General features: G+C 73.6%; 18 protein-coding genes and 1 riboswitch. Of the genes, 11 read left to right on the top strand and 7 right to left on the bottom strand.

Annotated elements, in window-relative coordinates; translation table 11 throughout:
• Positions 1-193 precede the first annotated feature (193 nt).
• The gene (locus ACIA8O_RS26620) at positions 194-1,648 is read left to right on the top strand and encodes an amino acid permease (protein ID WP_396296498.1); all 1,455 of its coding nucleotides are present in this window, start codon (positions 194-196) and stop codon (positions 1,646-1,648) included.
• Here ACIA8O_RS26620 and ACIA8O_RS26625 read toward each other — a convergent pair.
• A complete protein-coding gene (locus tag ACIA8O_RS26625) occupies positions 1,635-1,919 on the bottom strand; it encodes an acylphosphatase (protein WP_396296499.1) in 285 nt (94 codons plus the stop codon). The two genes, ACIA8O_RS26620 and ACIA8O_RS26625, sit on opposite strands and share 14 nt — an antisense overlap.
• A gap of 30 nt (positions 1,920-1,949) precedes the next feature.
• Positions 1,950-2,864 carry an SDR family oxidoreductase gene (locus ACIA8O_RS26630; RefSeq protein ID WP_396296500.1) on the bottom strand — a complete coding sequence of 305 codons (915 nt, stop codon included), beginning with the start codon at positions 2,862-2,864 and terminating at the stop codon, positions 1,950-1,952.
• Between the two features lie 154 nt (positions 2,865-3,018).
• Positions 3,019-3,138: riboswitch (cobalamin riboswitch) on the top strand.
• Positions 3,139-3,354: 216 nt separating this feature from the next.
• Between ACIA8O_RS26630 and ACIA8O_RS26635 the strand changes: the two genes are divergently transcribed.
• Genes ACIA8O_RS26635 through ACIA8O_RS26645 form a run of 3 tightly spaced genes read left to right on the top strand, consistent with a single transcriptional unit; the run spans position 3,355 to position 6,411 of the window.
• Complete coding sequence (locus ACIA8O_RS26635; RefSeq protein WP_396296585.1) at positions 3,355-4,383, top strand: FecCD family ABC transporter permease; 1,029 nt, start codon at positions 3,355-3,357, stop codon at positions 4,381-4,383.
• A 58-nt stretch (positions 4,384-4,441) separates the two neighbouring features.
• Positions 4,442-5,380: an ABC transporter ATP-binding protein gene (locus tag ACIA8O_RS26640; RefSeq protein ID WP_396296501.1), complete on the top strand. Its 939-nt coding sequence runs from the start codon at positions 4,442-4,444 to the stop codon at positions 5,378-5,380.
• Between the two features lie 11 nt (positions 5,381-5,391).
• The gene (locus ACIA8O_RS26645; protein ID WP_396296502.1) at positions 5,392-6,411 is read left to right on the top strand and encodes an ABC transporter substrate-binding protein; all 1,020 of its coding nucleotides are present in this window, start codon (positions 5,392-5,394) and stop codon (positions 6,409-6,411) included.
• Positions 6,412-6,433: 22 nt separating this feature from the next.
• Here ACIA8O_RS26645 and ACIA8O_RS26650 read toward each other — a convergent pair whose 3' ends face one another.
• Both ACIA8O_RS26650 and ACIA8O_RS26655 read right to left on the bottom strand, forming a co-directional pair.
• Positions 6,434-7,546: a glycosyltransferase family 4 protein gene (locus ACIA8O_RS26650; RefSeq protein ID WP_396296503.1), complete on the bottom strand. Its 1,113-nt coding sequence runs from the start codon at positions 7,544-7,546 to the stop codon at positions 6,434-6,436.
• Positions 7,547-7,696: 150 nt separating this feature from the next.
• Positions 7,697-8,635 (bottom strand): hypothetical protein, encoded by a 939-nt coding sequence (locus tag ACIA8O_RS26655; RefSeq protein WP_396296504.1) that lies wholly within the window; start codon positions 8,633-8,635, stop codon positions 7,697-7,699.
• A 146-nt stretch (positions 8,636-8,781) separates the two neighbouring features.
• On the opposite strand from ACIA8O_RS26655, the gene ACIA8O_RS26660 reads away from it, so the two are divergent.
• Entirely contained in the window at positions 8,782-10,140 is a 1,359-nt protein-coding gene (locus ACIA8O_RS26660) for a DUF4190 domain-containing protein (protein ID WP_396296505.1), read from the top strand.
• Positions 10,141-10,147: 7 nt separating this feature from the next.
• On the opposite strand, the gene ACIA8O_RS26665 is transcribed toward ACIA8O_RS26660, so the two are convergent.
• Entirely contained in the window at positions 10,148-10,756 is a 609-nt protein-coding gene (locus tag ACIA8O_RS26665) for a GNAT family N-acetyltransferase (RefSeq protein WP_396296506.1), read from the bottom strand.
• 34 nt (positions 10,757-10,790) lie between these two features.
• Complete coding sequence (locus ACIA8O_RS26670) at positions 10,791-11,180, bottom strand: hypothetical protein (RefSeq protein ID WP_396296507.1); 390 nt, start codon at positions 11,178-11,180, stop codon at positions 10,791-10,793.
• A gap of 82 nt (positions 11,181-11,262) precedes the next feature.
• Between ACIA8O_RS26670 and ACIA8O_RS26675 the strand changes: the two genes are divergently transcribed.
• The 6 genes from ACIA8O_RS26675 (at position 11,263) to ACIA8O_RS26700 (ending at position 16,720) form a co-directional block, all read left to right on the top strand.
• Positions 11,263-11,640 carry a hypothetical protein gene (locus tag ACIA8O_RS26675; protein WP_396296508.1) on the top strand — a complete coding sequence of 126 codons (378 nt, stop codon included), beginning with the start codon at positions 11,263-11,265 and terminating at the stop codon, positions 11,638-11,640.
• A gap of 370 nt (positions 11,641-12,010) precedes the next feature.
• Entirely contained in the window at positions 12,011-12,895 is an 885-nt protein-coding gene (locus ACIA8O_RS26680; RefSeq protein ID WP_396296509.1) for an ABC transporter substrate-binding protein, read from the top strand.
• A gap of 37 nt (positions 12,896-12,932) precedes the next feature.
• The gene (locus tag ACIA8O_RS26685; RefSeq protein WP_396296510.1) at positions 12,933-13,718 is read left to right on the top strand and encodes an amino acid ABC transporter permease; all 786 of its coding nucleotides are present in this window, start codon (positions 12,933-12,935) and stop codon (positions 13,716-13,718) included.
• Positions 13,711-14,454 (top strand): amino acid ABC transporter ATP-binding protein, encoded by a 744-nt coding sequence (locus ACIA8O_RS26690; RefSeq protein WP_396296511.1) that lies wholly within the window; start codon positions 13,711-13,713, stop codon positions 14,452-14,454. The genes ACIA8O_RS26685 and ACIA8O_RS26690 overlap by 8 nt, the downstream gene beginning before the upstream one ends.
• A gap of 67 nt (positions 14,455-14,521) precedes the next feature.
• Positions 14,522-15,589 (top strand): HEAT repeat domain-containing protein, encoded by a 1,068-nt coding sequence (locus tag ACIA8O_RS26695; protein ID WP_396296512.1) that lies wholly within the window; start codon positions 14,522-14,524, stop codon positions 15,587-15,589.
• Between the two features lie 399 nt (positions 15,590-15,988).
• Positions 15,989-16,720 carry a hypothetical protein gene (locus ACIA8O_RS26700; protein ID WP_396296513.1) on the top strand — a complete coding sequence of 244 codons (732 nt, stop codon included), beginning with the start codon at positions 15,989-15,991 and terminating at the stop codon, positions 16,718-16,720.
• A gap of 311 nt (positions 16,721-17,031) precedes the next feature.
• Here ACIA8O_RS26700 and ACIA8O_RS26705 read toward each other — a convergent pair whose 3' ends face one another.
• Entirely contained in the window at positions 17,032-17,892 is an 861-nt protein-coding gene (locus tag ACIA8O_RS26705; RefSeq protein WP_396296514.1) for an acyl-CoA thioester hydrolase/BAAT C-terminal domain-containing protein, read from the bottom strand.
• Between the last annotated feature and the right edge of the window lie 7 nt (positions 17,893-17,899).

The following is a 17,899-nucleotide window of genomic DNA, read 5'->3' on the forward strand; positions in this document are numbered from 1 at the left end:
TCCCCCGATGCTCAGAGGCTGCTCAGAACGGCGTGGCCAATGGGTGGGGACCTGACGGAGACACCGGGGAGTTCCACCGAAGCGGTCCGGAGCGGGGCAGCATGTGGCCGAGCCACGTGATCGTGGCCCCAGCCGTCGGCGCGCTCGGGGACCCCGGGCGGACCCCGGCGGCCCGAACCGCAAGGACATGCCCATGGACTCCACCAGAACCCGTCCCCAGCAGGGCGACCCCACCACCGGTCGCCCGTCGGCGGAGAACGGACAGCCGCAGGACGGCCTGCACGCCGGTCTGAAGAATCGTCACCTGTCGATGATCGCGATCGGCGGGGTGATCGGCGCCGGCCTGTTCGTCGGGTCGAGCGCCGGGATCGCCAAGGCTGGCCCGGCCATCCTGCTGTCGTACCTGCTGGTCGGCGTGCTGGTGGTGCTGGTCATGCGGATGCTCGGCGAGATGGCGGCCGCCAGCCCCGACCCGGGCTCCTTCTCGGCGTACGCGGACCGGGCGCTGGGCCGCTGGGCCGGGTTCTCGATCGGCTGGCTGTACTGGTTCTTCTGGGTGGTGGTGCTCGCGGTGGAGGCCACCGCCGGGGCGGTGATCCTGGAGGGCTGGGTCCCGGCCGTGCCGCAGTGGGCCTGGGCGCTGATCGTGATGGCGGTGCTGACCGTCACCAACCTCGGCTCGGTCGCCTCGTACGGCGAGTTCGAGTTCTGGTTCGCCGGCATCAAGGTGGTGGCGATCGGGGTCTTCGTGGTGATCGGCCTGCTCGCCGTCTTCGGGCTGCTGCCGGGCTCCGACAACCCGGGCGCCGGTCTGGCCCACCTGACCGACACCGGCGGCTTCTTCCCGCACGGGGCCGGGGCGGTGCTCACCGGCGTGCTGATGGTGGTCTTCTCCTTCATGGGCAGCGAGATCGTCACGCTGGCGGCCGGCGAGTCGGCCGACCCCCGACGGGCCGTCACCCGGGCCACCAACTCGGTGATCTGGCGGATCGCGGTCTTCTACCTGGGCTCGATCCTGGTGGTGCTCACCCTGCTGCCGTGGAACGACCCGGCGATCACCGCCAAGGGCTCCTACGTGGCCGCGCTGGACTCGATCGGCATCCCGCAGGCGGGCACCATCATGGAGGTGGTGATCCTCACCTCCGTCCTGTCCTGCCTCAACTCCGGCCTCTACACGGCCTCCCGGATGGCCTTCTCGCTCGGTGAGCGCGGCGACGCGCCGGCCGCCTTCGCCCGGGCGAACCGCCGCGGCGTGCCGGTGGCGGCGATCCTCGGCTCGGTGGTCTTCGGCTTCGTCGCGGTCTACTTCAACTACGCGTTCAAGGACACCGTGTTCAGCTTCCTGCTGAACTCCTCCGGGGCGATCGCGCTCTTCGTCTGGCTGGTGATCTGCTGCACCCAGCTGCGGATGCGCGGCATCCTGCTGCGGGAGCACCCGGAGGGGCTGACGGTGAAGATGTGGCTCTTCCCGTGGCTGACCTGGGCGGCGATCGCGATGATCGTCTTCGTGATCGGCTACATGTTCACGGACGACGAGAACCGCGAGGTGGTCTCGCTCTCGATGGCGGTGGCGGCCGTCGTGGTGCTGCTCGGCGTGCTGCACGGCCGGCGCAAGCGGGCCGGGGCCGGGGCGCTCAGCGGATCGTGAAGCCCGGGTGCTCGGTGGCCGGGGAGCTCCAGCGCTCGGCCACCGAGTCCACCCGCCCCGGGGTTTCGCCGCCGCGCAGCCACTCCAGCAGGCGCAGGCAGCCGTCCCGGCCGCCGTCGGCCAGCACCTCGACCCCGCCGTCGGCGAGGTTGCGGGCGTAGCCGGTCAGCCCGCCGATCGCCTCCGCCCGCTCCCTGACGGACCATCGGAAGCCGACGCCCTGCACGAGTCCGTGGACGAGGGCGGTCAGCCGGGCACGGTCGTCGCTCATGCGCCCACCGTACCCGGCCGGAGCGCCGGGTCAGCGGTAGCCGGTGGTGTCGGCGGGGCGGCCCGGGTCCTGCACCTCGACCAGGTAACGCCAGGCGTCCGGGCGGGAGCCGTCGAGGTCGGTGAAGCCGTACTCGCGGGCCAGCTGCCCGCTGGAGAGCGACCGCCCGTTCCACCGGGCCCGGTCCGGGTCGGCGGCCAGGGCGGCCACCGCGCGGCCGACGTAGGACGGGGTCTCCGAGATGGCGAAGTGCGGGACCTTCCCGAGAGCGTCGCGCCAGGTGGCCTCGGTGACGCCGAAGGTCTCCAGCATGATCTCCGAGCGCATCCAGCCCGGGGTGAGCGCCACCGCCGTGGCGCCGCGCGGCCCGAGCTCGTGGCCGAGGGCGAAGGCCATCCGCAGCACCGAGGTCTTGGCCAGGTCGTAGAAGAGGTTGATCCGGTAGTTCTCCCGGTTGTACTCGGCGGTGCCGTCGGTCATCTCCACCACCAGCCCGCCGGGGGAGCGCAGCAAAAGCGGCAGCGCGTGGTGGCTGGTGACGGCGTGCGTCTCCACCGCGAGGCGCAGCAGCCGCAGACCGTTCGTCAGGTCGTGCTCCCAGACCGGGGTGTCCCACTGGAAGAGGTGCTCGGCGCCCCAGATGTCGTTCACCAGCACGTCCAGCCGCCCCTGCTCGGCGTCGATCCGCCGCACCAGCGCCTCGACCTGCTCCGGCACCAGGTGGTCCGTCACCACCGCGACGCCGCGCCCGCCCGCCGCGTCCACCAGCTCGGCGGTCTCCTCCACCGTCTCCGGCCGGTCGTACTCCGAACGGCGGCCCCGGGTGGAGCGGCCGGTGCAGTACACGGTGGCGCCGGCCGCGCCCAGCTGGACCGCGATGCCCCGCCCGGCACCCCGGGTGGCTCCCGCCACCAAGGCCACCCGTCCCGTCAGTTCCCCTGCCACGGCCGCTCCTTCGCTCGTCCTCGCCCGTCTTGGCCCGTCGGGTCGTCCCGTCGCGAACGCTACCGATCGGGTGCGACGGGTTCGGGTACGCGCGGAGCGCGCCGCCGGATGTGCCGGGTGCCACAGGGAAGGGCCCCTTACAGGTGAGGTGAGCCTTGCTATGCTGCCAGGGCGTCCCGAGGGAGAAGTCCGGTGAGAACCCGGCGCTGACCCGCAACGGTGGAACGGACCTTGACGGTCCGTGAGTCCGATCGCCCCCGGCGGCGCGGTCCTCCCGAGAACTCGCCGCGGACTGCGAGGGGATGCCGAACGGCGCGCCCGCCGGAGCGCGCGGACGCCCGCCGTCCGCCGCCGCGCGGGGCACGGCCGCTCGCGCCCCCGTACGCCCGGGGCCCGACCGAAGGCCCAGCCGTTGAGCAGCGCGACCACCGTCACCGGACCTCCCGGCGGCACCACCAGCCGGCCCGGCCCGGCACCCGCCCGGCCACCGCTGCGCACCGGCCCGCTGGCCCTCGGCCTCGGCGCCGCGTTGCTGGCCTCGCTGGTCTGCGGAGTCGCCCTCGGCTCCTCGGGGCTGAGCCTCGGTCAGGTCGCCCACTTCCTCCAGGCCGGGCTCACCGGCGGGCGGATCGACGCCGACCAGGTGGCCGGCTACACCATCGTCTGGGAGATCCGGCTGCCCCGGGCGGTGCTCGCCGCCGTGGTCGGCGCCGGGCTCTCCGCCGTCGGCGTCGCCGTCCAGGCCATGGTCCGCAACGCGCTGGCCGACCCCTTCGTGCTCGGCATCTCCTCCGGCGCCGCCGTCGGCGCCAACGCGGTGCTGCTGCTCGGCGCCTTCGCCTCGCTGGGCGTCTGGGCGCTCTCGCTCTCCGCCTTCAGCTCGGCGCTGGCCGCCATGGTCCTGGTCTACGCGGTGGCCCGCACCGCCCACGGCCTCACCCCGCTGCGCCTGGTCCTCACCGGCACCGCCCTCGCCTACGGCTTCTCCGCCGTCACCTCGCTGATGGTCTTCTCCGCCGAACGCGGCGAGGCCGCCCGCACCGCGATGATGTGGCTGCTCGGCAGCCTGGGTGGCGCCACCTGGGCCTCCGTCCCGATCGCGGCGGCCACCGTGCTGGCCGGACTGGTCTACCTGCTGGCCGCCGCCGGCAGCCTGGACGCGCTGGCCATGGGCGACGAGACGGCCGCCGCCCTCGGCGTGGACGCCGCCCGGCTCCGGCGGGCGCTCTTCCTGGTGACCGCCGCCGTCACCGGCACCGTGGTCGCGGTCAGCGGGGCGATCGGCTTCGTCGGGCTGATGGTCCCGCACCTGGCCCGGATGCTGGTCGGGGCCGGCCACCGGCGGGTGCTGACGGTCGCTCCGCTGCTGGGCGCGGTGCTGCTGGTCTGGGTCGACATCGTCTCCCGCCTGCTGCTCGCCCCCGCCGAACTCCCGGTCGGGGTGATCACGGCGGTGCTCGGCGTGCCCTGCTTCCTGCTGCTGATGCGGCGACGCGCCTACAGCTTCGGCGGCCGCTGATGGGGGCCCGGGAGCGGACGGGGCCGCAGGCCGCCCACGACCCGGCGGGAGGCCACCGGTGAAGGTCGAGATCGACGCGGTCTCGGTGGAGATCGCCGGGGCGCGGCTGGTGCACGAGGCCACCCTGAAGGCGGCGAGCGGGCAGGTGATCGGGCTGGTGGGGCCGAACGGCAGCGGGAAGTCCACCCTGCTGCGCACCGTCTACCGGGCGCTGCGCCCGAGCAGCGGCACGGTCCTGCTGGACGGCGAGGACCTGCACGGGCTGACGCCCCGTGAGGGCGCCCGCCGGGTGGGGGCGCTGCCGCAGGAGACGGTGGCCGAGTTCGACTTCACCGTCGCCGAGGTGGTCGGCATGGGCCGCCTGCCGCACCGCCGGGGCTCGGACCGACCGGCGATCGGGGGGTGGCGTCGCGGCGCCGGGGCACGCACCTCGCCGGCTTCTCCTCAGTCGCCGATGCTCCGCATGGACTCCCTCGTCGGCACCGCCGATGCACGCACCCCAACTCCGCTCCTTCCTCCACCCCCCGATCGCCGGTCGGTCCCAGCGGCCCCCGGCCCCGACGACCTCGCCGACACCGCCGCCGCGCTGGCCCGGGTCGGGGCCGCCCACCTGGCCGGGCGGGGGTTCCTCCAGCTCTCCGGCGGCGAGAAGCAGCGGGTGCTGATCGCCCGCGCGCTGGTGCAGCGCCCGCACGTGCTGGTACTGGACGAACCGACCAACCACCTGGACATCGCGCACCAGTTGGAGGTGCTGGCCCTGGTCCGTGAGAGCGGACTGACCGTCCTCACCGCGCTGCACGACCTCAACCTGGCCGCCGCCCACTGCGACCTGCTCTACGTGATCGCCGGCGGCCGGATCGTCACCTCCGGCCCGCCCGGCGAGGTGCTCTCCGCCGACCTGCTGGCCGAGGTCTTCGGGGTGCGCGCCCACCCCGTCCGGCACCCCGTCACCGGGGCCGTCCAACTGCTCTTCGACCGTCTCACCACCGACTCCTGAGGGACCATCACGTGCTGCTCACCACTTCCCGCCGCGCCCTGGCGGCCACCGCCGCCCTGAGCCTCTCCCTCGGCCTGGCCGGCTGCGGCGCCGAGGTCACCCCCGCCGCCTCGTCGGAGGGCGCCCAGTCGGCGCACTACCCCGTCACCGTGGAGAACTGCGGCCGCCAGGTGACGTACCAGCAGAAGCCGGCCCGGGTGGTCACCAACGACATCGGCATCACCGAGCTGATGCTCGCCCTGGGCCTGGCCGACCGGATGGCCGGGTACGTGATGCCGGACGAGAAGGGCGACCTGTCGGCCGTCCCCTGGGGCAAGGAGTACGAGCGCGCCCCGTGGCTCTCCAAGAAGGAGATCACCAAGGAGCTGGTCCTCGACGCCAAGGCCGACCTGGTCTTCGCGGGCTGGAACTACGGCTGGAACGAGACCACCGGCCTCACCCCCGAGGGCCTGGGCAAGCTGGGCGTCGGCTCGTACACGCTCACCGAGTCCTGCCGCAACGGCAAGGAGAAGGCCCGCGGCGTGATGCCCCCGCTGGACGCCCTCCACGCCGACCTCACCAACCTGGGCCGGATCTTCGACGTGGAGGCGAAGGCGCAGCAGCTGATCGCGGACTTCAAGGCCGAGGTGGCGAAGGCCGAGGCCGCCGCCCCCGCGAAGCGCCCGTCGGTCTTCCTCTACGACAGCGGCCAGGACAAGCCCTTCACCTCCGGCCGGTTCGCCGCCCCCGAGCAGATCATCACCAAGGCCGGCGGCCGCAACGTCTTCGGCGACCTGGACGACTCCTGGACCACCGTCGGCTGGGAGGCCGTGGTCTCCCGCGACCCCGAGGTCATCGTCATCAACGACTACGGCGACACCAGCGCCGAGGCCAAGCGGCAGTTCCTGAAGTCCTACCCGCCGCTGGCCCAGGTCTCCGCAGTCAAGAACGACCGCGTCTTCGTCCTCTCCTACGTCGACCTGGTGGAGAGCCCGCGCAACCCCGCCGCGATCACCCGCCTGGCCGCCTACCTGAAGGGCATCGCGGGCTGACGCGTCGGCGTCGGCATCGGCGTCAGCGCCAGGGGCGGTGGTCGGCGGGGAGGCCGTCGAGGACGCGGGCGGCGCGGGCGTGCCAGGTGTGGTGGGTGAGGTGTTGGCGGAGGGCACCGGTGGCGAGGCGTTCGCGGAGCTCCTGGTCCTCGGTGAGGCGGCGGATCGCCTTGACCCAGTCCTCGACCGAATCGGGCGGGCAGAGGAGGGAGTTGACCTCGTCGGTGAGGAGTTCGCGCAGGACCGGGTGGTCGGAGGCGACCACCGCGCGGCCGTGGGCGAGGTACTCGAGGAGGCCGGTGGGGACGGTGCGGCGGGCGGCGCCGTCGGCGTGCTGCTGGTGCGGGGCCAGGACCAGGTCGAAGGCCCGCAGGTAGTGGGCGATCCGGGAGGGCGGGCGGTGGCCGTGGAAGTGGACGTTGGCGGAGCGGCAGCGGTCGCGCCAGTGCCGGACCTCGGCCTCGGTGCCGCCGACCAGGTGGAAGTCGGCCTCCGGTAAGCGCTCGGCCAGGGCGAGCAGCAGTCCGGTGCCCCGGCCGGTGGACGGCCGTCCGATCCAGCCGATGCGCACCGCGCCCTCCCGGCCCGGGAGTTGGGCCACCGGACCGTCGGCGGGCACCGGATCGGCGCCCGGCAGGGCGGTCAGCCGGTCCGTCCGGGTGGACGGCGGGAGGGAGCGGAGCAGCTCCTCGGCCAGCGCGTGGGAGCCGGCCACCACCCGGCGGAGCCGCCGGCGGCGCAGCAGACGGTGCTCCAGCGCCCGGTCCAGCCGGCCGGCCGGGAGCCGGTCCGCCTCGTGCACCATCGGCGCGAGGCCGGAGCAGGCCAGGAGGGCGAGCCGGTCGTCGCCGTACAGCAGGTCCGGTACGGCCCGCAGGCGGAGCTCGGCCCGGACCCGCAGGGCCCGCAGCCAGGGGCCGAGCAGCGGCACCGCGGGCTGGGCGACGGGGCGGACCTCGAAGCGGTTGCGGGTGCCGTAGTACGCGTAGAGGTCCCCGTCCGGCACCGATCCGGCCCGGGCGTACAGGACCACCTGGTGCCCGGCGTCCACCAGGGCGTCGCACATCCGCACCGCCCGCACACCGGCGGCCCGGTCGGTGGGGATGCTGCCGTCGTGCAGGTACGCGATCCGCATGCTCGGGTCCTCCGCAAATGGACTGGGTTCCTCATGCTTCCCGTAGCCCACACCCCGTCACAACGGCGCCGGGGTACGGACGGTGGTACGCCGGGGCGCACGGGGCGCGGCGGTGGGGGTGGTGCGGATCACCCGGGTGGTCAGCGGCCGTCAGAACAGTGCCGTCTGCTCCACGGGGCGGGAGCGGGGCACCTCGGTGAGGCCCGTACAGGGCGCCGGGGCGCACGGGCGGAGCGTCCAGCCGGTGAGCAGACGGGTGTCCAGCAGCAGCGGGACGGCCTCGCCGGCGGCGCCCGGCACCTGATCGGGCGTCAGGAAGAGCTGCCCGCCGACCGGCGCGCGCAGCACCCCGCTCAGCCGGGCCCCGTCGGAGAGCGCCGTCACCTCCCGGTAGACCGGCGGCGGCCCCCCGGCCAGGCCGAACAGCTCCACCTGGTCGACCACCGGCCCGTCCGGGAAGAGCTCCACCGCGTGCCCGGCCAGCACCGGCAGCACCCGCTCCCGCAGCGCCCGGACGGCCTCCGCCCGCTCCCGCTGCCCCGGCAGGTGCCACCACCCCTGGTTCTTGGCCTTCGTGGTGAACCGCTCGCGGGCCAGCCCGGACCGGGCCACCGTCAGCTCCGCCCGCCGCACCCCCGGCAGCGGCCCGCGGGCCAGGAAGGTCCAGGCCGGAGCGGCCTGCTCCAGCAGCCGGGCACTGCCGCGCTGCTCCGCCGTCAGCCCGACCTTGGCCAGGCCCGGGCCGAACCAGGCCAGGTACAGCCGGTACGTCCGCCCGTCGTCCACCACCCGGTCCCGGGCCAATGCCAGCCCCGGGTCCGCGTCCTGGCAGGACGGGCACTGCCCGGACTTCCCGGCCGGGTCGAGCGAGGCGGAGGCGGGGCAGGGGTGGTGGCGGTGCGCCGTCCGGATGCCCGTACAGCGGCGCGGCCCCGCCACCTCCCAGTCGATCCGGGTGCCCGCCCCGATCTCGCGGTCGCGCTCCTCCGCCCCCCGGGCGGCCGTCAGCCGGGGCACGCCCTCGCGCCACCGCAGCCCCGTCGAGGTCCAGCCCGGCATCACGTCCGGCTCCGTCCGGTTCCCGTCCATGGGACGTGAGCGTACGGCCCGCCGCCGACAGCCGGAGGAGCGGGAGGCGGGGTGAGCTGGGGTCTCGCTGGGAAGACAGTCGGACGATCAGCTATATTCGCGCAACCGTCGCGCCGACGGAACCCGTTCCCTCCGGGAGAGCCCCCTTGTCGTCCGAGCCCGACCAGTCCAGCCAGCCGAGCGCCACCCCGGCCGCTCCCGACTGGTCCCCGCCCGCCGACACCGGCGCCCCGGCCCCGGCGGCCGACCCGTACGCCTACGTGCCGCCGCAGGCCTCCGCCGACCCGTACGGGCCGTCGGCGTCCTACGGACCGTCAGACGGCCCGTACGGGTCGGGCGGCTCGTACGGCGGTGCTCCGTACGGTGGCGCTGCGTACGACGGGGGCGGGTACGGCGGCGCGCCGTACGGTGATGCCGCGTACGGGGCCGCCCCGTACCCCGGTGCGCCGTACCCCGGTGCGCCGTACCCCGGGCAGCCCGTCTGGCAGGGCCCGCCGCCCCCGGCGCCCGGCACCAACGGGATGGCCGTCGCCTCGCTGGTCCTCGGCATCCTCGGCCTGTTCTGCCTGGCCTGGACGCTCGGCCTGGGCCTCGGCATCGCCGCGCTGCGCCAGCTCAAGCGGCGCCCCCAGCGCGGCAAGGGCATGGCGGTGGCCGGCATCGTCCTCTCCTCCTGCTGGGCCCTGGTGACGCTGGCCTTGGCCCCCTACTTCGTGGAGGGGATCAAGGAGGGCGTGCAGGAGGCGGGCAGCCGGGCCGCGGTCTTCGACCTCAAGGCCGGGGACTGCATGAAGGAGGCCACCGGGCACCGGGAGGTCCGTGCCCGCTTCACCGTGGTGCCGTGCAGCGAACCGCACCACGGCGAGGTGTTCGGCGTCGTCCACCTCCCCGGTACCGACCACCCCGGCACCTCCCAGCTGGAGCGGACCGTCTCGCTCCAGTGCATCGGCCCCCAGTACGCCTACACCCCGGACCACTGGTCCATCCCGGCCACCGTCGAGTCCACCAGCATCTACCCGGACCGCGAGGCCTGGCCCTCCACCAAGCGCGCGATCTGCCTCTTCGACTCCGACCGGCCGCGCACCGGCACCCTCCGGCAGGACCGTTCCCGCTTGACCGCCGAACAGTCCGGCTACCTGGAGGCCACCCGGGAGCTGAACGTCGCGCTGGCCGGCGCCCCGACCGAGGAGGTCGAGGACGCGACGGACGACTACCAGGCGTGGGGCCGCACGGTCGCCGACGCCGCCACCACCGCCAAGTCCAAGCTGGCACGGGTGCCGTGGGGCAAGCCGGACCGGCCGGAACTCGCGGATCTCCAGAGCGAGTTGGACCGCGTCGTCACCCAGGCCAAGAAGCTCGGCGAGACCGGGGACGAGGACGTCGACGCCCTGTACGACGCCTACGACGGCCTCGACCAGAACGCCAACGGCGAGGCCGACGCCCTGCTGCGCCAGGCCATCGGCCTGCGCTCCACCCCGCCGGATGAGCGGCCCGCCCAGGTCTGACCGCCCGTCAGGCGCCCCGGTCGGCCGCGAGGGCGGGGAGCCGGTCGCCGCGGAGGAAGGCGTGCAGGTGCTGGTCGTGCCAGCCGTCCTCGTGGAGGAGGGCCCCGCGCATGGTGCCCTCGAAGGAGTACCCGGCCTTCTCCGCCACCCGGCAGGAGGCCGGGTTGGCGGTGGAGTGGCAGAGCCGGAGCCGGTGCAGGCCGAACTCCTCCACCGCCCAGCGGGTGACCCGCCGCACGGCGTCCACCGCCAGCCCGCGGCCGCGGGCGGCGGGCAGCAGCCAGTAGACCAACTCCGCGCTGCGGTGGGTGGGATCGAGGTCGTTGCACCCGATCAGCCCGACCGCCCCGGAGCCGTTGCCGCCCCGCTCCGCGATCGCCCAGACCACCCCCGTGCCGGCCTCCCACCGCTCCCGCATCCGCGCGATCCGTCCCCGGGCCTCGTCCTCCGAGGCCACGCCGAACAGGTTCCACCGGCGGACGTCCGCGTCCTGCCCGGCCGCCAGCAGCGCCCCGGCGTCGGCGTCCGTCCAGGGCCGCAGCTCCAGGCCGCGGGGCAGCCCGAGCACGGGCGGTCCTGACGCGGCGTCACGGCCGGCGGTGTCCTCGTCGATCATCCCGGCATCCTGGCACACCGCCCGTGACGGGCGGTCAGCGGTGCCCGAGGCGCTCCAGAACCCGGGTGCGCAGGAGCTCGTACTCGGGGCGGAGACGGCGCCACTCGGCCAGGGGCGGGCGGGGGACGACGGTGCCCTCGGTGACCAGCTCGTGCGGGGCGAACTGCTCGCGGGTGAGGTCGACTTCGACGCCCGCGCCGAGCAGGTTCCACCAGTGGTAGTCGACCCGCTCGCCCCCGACCAGGACCTCGCCGCGCAGCAGTTCACCCCCGAGCAGGTCGTTCACCACCATCGCCGTCACCCCGCACTGGTCCCGCGCCGGGTTCGCGTCGCTCCAGCGCGCGCGGTACTCCGGCGTGCAGGTCTCGGCGCTCCAGCTGTCGCGGACCGCACGTTCGATGTCGGAGAGGAGGAGGGGCGTCATGCCGGCGATCGTGTCACCACCCACCGACAGCCCGCCCGGAAACCCGGTGCGCGCGGGGCGGGGGAGGGGTCATCATGCCGGGATGGCAGAGGAGTTGACGACGGAGGCGGAGCCGGAGCCGGGGCCGTTCGGGTTCGCGATCGCGGCGAACATCGTGGAGTTCGTCGCGCAGGGCCCGGGCGGGTTGGAGGTCCGGCGCGGGACCAGGCACTTCCCGCCCGGGGCCAAGGTCTGGGTGGTGCCGCAGACGTGGGACTGGACGGACCGGCTGCGGGTGGTGGGGCGGCACTGGGGCCGCTTCAACCGCTACATCGCGGTGGTGATGCGCAAGGACCGCCTGGAGAACGTCCGGGTCCGGGCCGTCCACAGCCCCGCCCTGGCGCGGGCGCTCGACGGTGCGACGTGGCGGCCGCTCTGGGGGAGTGCGGAAGAGGCGCAGGCGGTGGTCGACGGCTGGTGAAATGCCAGGCCGTGCGGTCTGACGGCCTTGGATCATGTGATTTGACTCCGGGGACGATCACCACGCATAGTGCCCGCATGGCTGGATACCTCGTTTCGCGCAGGCACATCGACCTGCGCCGTGTGACGGCGATGAGCTGTCGCCCCAGCTGCTGACGCGCGCCCACTTCCGGCTCTGACGCCGACCGCTCGCCGCGTCCCTCCCTGCGTTCTTCCCCGCATTCCTTCCCGCGTTCCCCTCCCGTCGGCACGCCCTTGACCGGGCCCGTCCGGGTTCCTCGCGCTGCCTCCGTCCCGTTCCCGGCCCCACAGCCGGAGCGGGGGCGTCGGCGCGCGCCTCCTTCCCGCCCTCCGCCATCCCTGGAGCTCCCATGCGTTCGCGCCGTGCCCTCGTCACCACCCTCGCCGCGGTCCTCGCCCTCGCCCCGCTCGCCGCCTGCAGCAGCAACGCCTCCTCTTCCTCCTCGGCGAAGCCCGCCGACAACCCGTACAAGCTGAACGAGCCCGGCACCGTCCGGGTCGGCACGCTCTCGGACGCGCCGCCGAACGTCTACCTCAAGGACGGCAAGTTCACCGGCTTCGACAACGACCTGTTCACCGCCGTCGCCGCCAAGGCCGGCCTCAAGGTCCAGTACGCCTCGACGGACTTCTCGGCCCTCCTCTCCCAGGTCGCCAACCGCAAGTTCGACGTGGGCAGTTCGTCGATCACCGTCACCGAGGCCCGGAAGAAGACGGTGGCCTTCACCAACGGCTACGACTTCGGCTACTTCGGCCTGGACGTGCCCGCCGGTTCGCCGATCACCGGCTTCGACCAGCTCGCGGGCAAGCGCGTCGTGGTCGTCCAGGGCACCGTCCAGGACGACTACGCCACCAAGAACAAGCTCGACCCGGTGCGGGTGCCCGACTACAACAGCGCGCTCAACCAGCTGAAGACCGGCACCGCCGAGGCCTGGATATCCCCGGCCGAGATCGGCGAGAAGAGCGCCAAGGACAGCGGCGGCAAGGTGGTGCTCGCGCAGAAGCAGCTCAGCTCCGCGCCGACCGCCTTCGCCGTCGCCCTGGACCGCCCGGAGCTGCTGGCCGCCCTGAACAAGGCCCTCGACGAGGTCATCGCGGACGGCACCTGGACCCGCCTGCAGGAGCAGTACTACCCGGGCCGCCCGATCCCCGAGGGCTTCAAGCCGGGCAGCGGTTCGGTCGCCTTCCCGCCGCTCGCGGCGGCCGGCGGCACGGCGAGCGCCTCGCCCACCTCCTGACCGACCGTCACCGTCACCGAGAGGACAGGAGACCGACGTGGACCAGCTGGGCACGCTGGCGGAGACCTTCTTCAACTGGGAGTCGATGCGCTCCGCGATCCCCGACCTGCTCACCACCGGCGTGCCCAACACGCTGGTCCTCGCCGTCACCTCGGCCGTCATCGGCACGGTGCTCGGCCTGCTCCTGGCCGTCGCCGGGATCGCCCGGACCCGCTGGCTGCGGTGGCCGGCCCGCCTTTACACGGACGTGTTCCGCGGCCTGCCGGCCGCGGTCACGATCCTGCTGATCGGGGTCGGGCTGGCCCCGCAGGGCATGCTGATCTGGGGGCCCGACCCGTACCCGCTCGGCATCCTGGCGCTCTCGCTGATCGCTGCCGCCTACTTCGGCGAGATCTTCCGCTCCGGCATCCAGAGCGTGGAGCCGGGGCAGTTGGAGGCGGCCCGGGCCCTCGGGTTCTCCTACGCCGCCGCGATGCGACTGGTCGTCATCCCGCTGGGCGTGCGGCGGATCCTGCCGGCCTGGGTCAACCAGCTCATCGCGCTGATCAAGGACTCCAGCCTGATCTACTTCCTCGGGCTGATGGCCGATCAGCGTGACCTGTTCCGGATCGGCCAGGACGCCGCCGCCAACACCGGCAACGAGTCCGCGCTGGTCCTGGCCGGACTCTTCTACCTCCTGCTCACCGTGCCGCTGACCCACCTGGTCAACGTCATCGACCGACGCCTGCGCACCGGGCGCCGGGTCGTCGAGCCCGAACCCGAACCCGGACCCGGACCCGGACCCGACGCCGTCCCCGTCCCCGAAGGAGCGGCACGTGCCTGACCCGACCTTCTCGCCCGTCAGCCTGGGCGTCCGTGACCTGCACCTCTCGCTGGGCGGCAACCGCATCCTGCGCGGCGTCGACCTCGACGTCCCGAAGGGCCACACCGTCTCGGTGATCGGCCCCTCCGGCTCCGGCAAGTCCACCCTGCTGCGGACCGTCAACCGCCTGGTCGAGCCCGACCGCGGGGACGTCCTGCTGGACGGCGAGAGTGTCCTGCGGAGCGATCCCGACCTGTTGCGCCAACAGATCGGCATGGTCTTCCAGCAGTTCAACCTCTTCCCGCACCGCAGCGTGCTGGACAACCTCACCCTCCCGCTGCGCAAACTGCGCAAGCTCTCCCGGGACGAGGCGGTCGAGGCCGCCCACCGCCAACTCGACCTGGTCGGGCTGCGGCACAAGGCGGACGTCCGCCCCGGCTCCCTCTCCGGCGGCCAGCAGCAGCGGGTGGCCATCGCGCGGGCACTGGTGATGCGGCCCCGGGTGATGCTCTTCGACGAGGCGACCTCCGCGCTCGACCCCGAACTGGTCAAGGGCGTCCTGTCGTTGATGGCCGACCTGGGCAAGGAGGGCATGACGATGGTGGTGGTCACCCACGAGATGGGCTTCGCCCGGTCGGTCTCGGACGGCGTCGCCTTCATGGACGGTGGCGTGGTGGTCGAGTCGGGCCCGCCGGAGGCCGTCTTCGGCGACCCGGCCAGCCCGCGGCTGCGGCAGTTCCTGGCCGACGTGATCTGACCGGGCCGGTGCCCTGAGCTGCGAAACCCGTGTGCGCGCGGGTGGCTCCGTTCGGCAGACTGCCCGGATGGAGACGAGCACGGTGACCGAGTTGGTCGAGCAGGCGCGGGCGGCCGCACGGCTGGCCGAGAAGACGGACGACTGGGACGACTGGAACGAGTACCGCGGGCTGCTGTGGCGGGCGGCCGCGGACGGACCGGGTGCGCTGACGCTCGGTCAGGAGCTGACCGGTGCGCAGGATCCGGGCGAGCGGGAGCTGGGGTGCACCCTGCTGGGGTACACGGCCGACCGGAACGAGGAGGTGGCCCCCGAGGCGGCGGCCACGCTGGTCGCGCTCGCCGAGCGGGAGACGGACGGCGAGGTCCGCAGGGCCCTGGTCCGGGCGCTCGGCCGGACCCACGAGCAGTGCGCCGTCCCGGTCCTGGTGACGCTGGCCCGGCACCCCGACGCCGACGTCCGGTCCCAGGTGGCCTACGTCTTCTCCGAGGTGTTCACGGGGCTGCCGGACGGGCCGGACATCCGCGCGTTGATCGGGCTGACCCGGGACGAGGACCCGGACGTCCGCGACCGGGCGACGCACACGCTGGGTTTCCTGAGCGAGGCCGACACCGCCGAGGTCCGCTCCGCGCTCTGGGAGCGGACGGACGACGAGTACGCCGAGGCTCGGAAGGAGGGGATCCGTGGGCTGGCGCGGCGTCACGACCCGCGCGCCGTCCCGCTGATGGCCGAGCTGCTCGACGACCCGGAGGGCGTGAGCTCCCTCACCTTCCGGGCCGCCGGGATCCTGGGCGCGCCGGAGCTGCTGCCGTACCTGCGGCAGTACAACCTCAAGGACTCCGACGTCTCCGACGCCGTCGAGGCCTGTGACCCGGAGGAGCGGGCGCGCCTGGAGGCCGCCGGCTGGGAGCTGCTCCACGAGCTCGACCGCCTCCGCCCCGACCTCCGGGCGGGCCTGTACCGGCCGCGGTTCGAGGAGGGCCTGTCGCTCGTGGTCGGTGAGGGCGACTACGACGTGGCGGCGCTGCTCCGGCGGGCGGGCGGTGATCCCGCGCGCGCCGCCGGGCTGGCCGACGCCGACCTCCCGGTCTGGGTGCCTGTTTCTGATCCTTTGGCAGGCGCTGAGCCGGTAGCTTGATGGCGGGTGGGTTCTGGGCCCTGTTGGTGGCCACCACCGTGAGAACGATCAAGGGCGGTCCGACCCGTCGGCCTTCGGGCCAAGTTGCCGATCGGCCATGTGATGCCGTGGTGGGTGGACAGGATGTCTAGGTCGGCGACAGCCCATGTTCGGGATCCCGCAGGCCCGGTAGGCGGGAACACCCGGTACCGATCCTGCGGATCGGCCTGTCCGGCCCAGCGTCACGAACTACCTTGGTCTCGTCCGACCTTGATCATGATCTTCGGCTGGTCGCGGCACCCGGCCTGTGACGGCTCGCCCGGTGCCGGCCGCCGAGGGTCGTGGTCACTGGACGGCACGGCGGGGGCGTGTCCGCACGGCGCGCCCTGTTCGGGATTCTCTGAGTACTGAGGTGGTCACATGACGCGTGAAATTCCCGGCTACGACTACGACGGGTGGGTCGAGATCCCCGACGCGCTCTTCTCCGACGGGCAGCGGACGCTGCCGGTGTCCGCGGCGTCGCAGCCCCTGGCCGTGGTGATCCAACGCCGGCCGGGGACCGATGACGGCGCCACCCACACGCTGCGCGTCTACCTGGGCTCCACGGAGGCCGCGAGCGTGGTGACCGAGGACGCCACCGAGGGGAACGCGGTCACCGTCCAGATCCCGCCGACGTTCCTGCAAGGCGAAGGGGACGTCCTCGTCCGTGTCGAGGCGACCAACAACACGTCGGGCGCGGTGACCGAACTCGACCCGGTCGTCCTCACCATCGACCGCACGCCCCCGGGCCCCAGCGGGCAGCCCGCGCCGCCGGAGCTCACCGACCCGGACCGCTACCGCGACGGGCTCACCACCGAGGTCCTGAACACCTTGGAGTTCGGGATCAGCGCGACCCTTCCCCCCTACCCCGGCGCCGAGCCCGGGGACCTGGTGCAGCTGGTGATCGAGGACGCGCAAGGGGACCTGCACCACGGCCCGGAAGTGACGCTGACCGGTCGTCACGATGAGGAGGTCACCTTGGTGTACCCGGTCCTTTTCGTCGCCGGTGCCGGCGACGGAACGGTGAAGCTGGGGTACTGGCTGTTCGACAAGGCCGGCAATCAGTCCCCGCTCTCCAAGACCGTCCCGCTGGTGGTCAAGCTCAACCCCTAACGGCAGACCCTGCCACCGCCAGGCGCCCACAGAGCGAGCCTCCCAGGCCCTGTTCTCCACGGATAACGCCTTGCGCGGCACACCCGCCCCCGCACTTCCGTTCGCCGAACGGTCACAGTGACCGTTCGGCGAACGCTTCCGCGAACTTCGCCTATCGGGCATTAGCGGGTTGACCTGCGGCTTCGGGGATTGAAAACAGGTACTGAGTCACGACGCCGACCGCCTGGTCCGAGTCACGACGCCGACCGCCTGGTCCGAGTCACGACGCCGACCGCCTGGTCCGAGTCACGACGCCGACCGCCTGGTCCGAGTCACGCGTCCGGGGGGAGCAGGGACAGGACCGCCGGCCAGGCGGCCCGGCCGAGTTCGGCGTCGGCGGCCGCGCTGCCGCCGTAGGCGTAGACGGTGGACGGGGCCGGTGCGGACTCGCCCGGGAGGACGGTCCGGTGGCCCGCGGCCGGGTGGCTGAGGACGGTGGCCGGGAGGCCGAACCCGCGGCGGCGGGCGGCCAGTTGCCCGGCGTACCGGAGCGAGGGCCACATGGCGTCGTCCCCTCCGGCGACCAGCAGGAGCTCCGCGCGGGTCCGCTCCACCGGGATCGCGGCGGGCGGCAGCCGGTTTGCGAAGGTGCGTTCGCTGAGCTCGTACCAGTCCAGGATGGCGACCGGGGTGCCCTCGGGCTCGGTGGGCTTCCAGGACTCGTCGATCGGGACGAAGGGGAGCGGTTCGCCGCGCCAGGTCCAGGAGGAGCGCAGGGGGCGGTTGCGGCCGTCCAGGCCCGGGCCGACGTTGCACCAGACCACCGGAGTGGGGGAGAAGGCCACCACCGCGTCCACGCGCGGGTCGTGAACCGCCGTCAGCAGCGCCGCCTCCGCGCCCTTCGAGGTGCCGAGGGTGACGATGCGCTCCGCGCCGTGTGCCACCAGCAGGTCGACGGCGGCGGTGAAGGTCTCCAGCGGCACCTCGCACACCCCCGGCGGCTGCCCCGGCCCGCCGAACCAGCGGACGGCCAGGGCCAGCACGCCCTGTTCGGCGAGCAGCCGGGCCCGGGCGCGGTCCACCCGGCCGCTGGACCCGGCGAGCACCAGGACGCCGGTGGTGGCACGGCCGGAGGCCGGCCCGACCAGCAGTGCCTCCCACGGGGCCGTCAGTTCCTGCTCGGTCACGGTCATGAGGTCC

This window comes from Kitasatospora sp. NPDC051853 (assembly GCF_044452665.1).
GTDB lineage: Bacteria > Actinomycetota > Actinomycetes > Streptomycetales > Streptomycetaceae > Kitasatospora.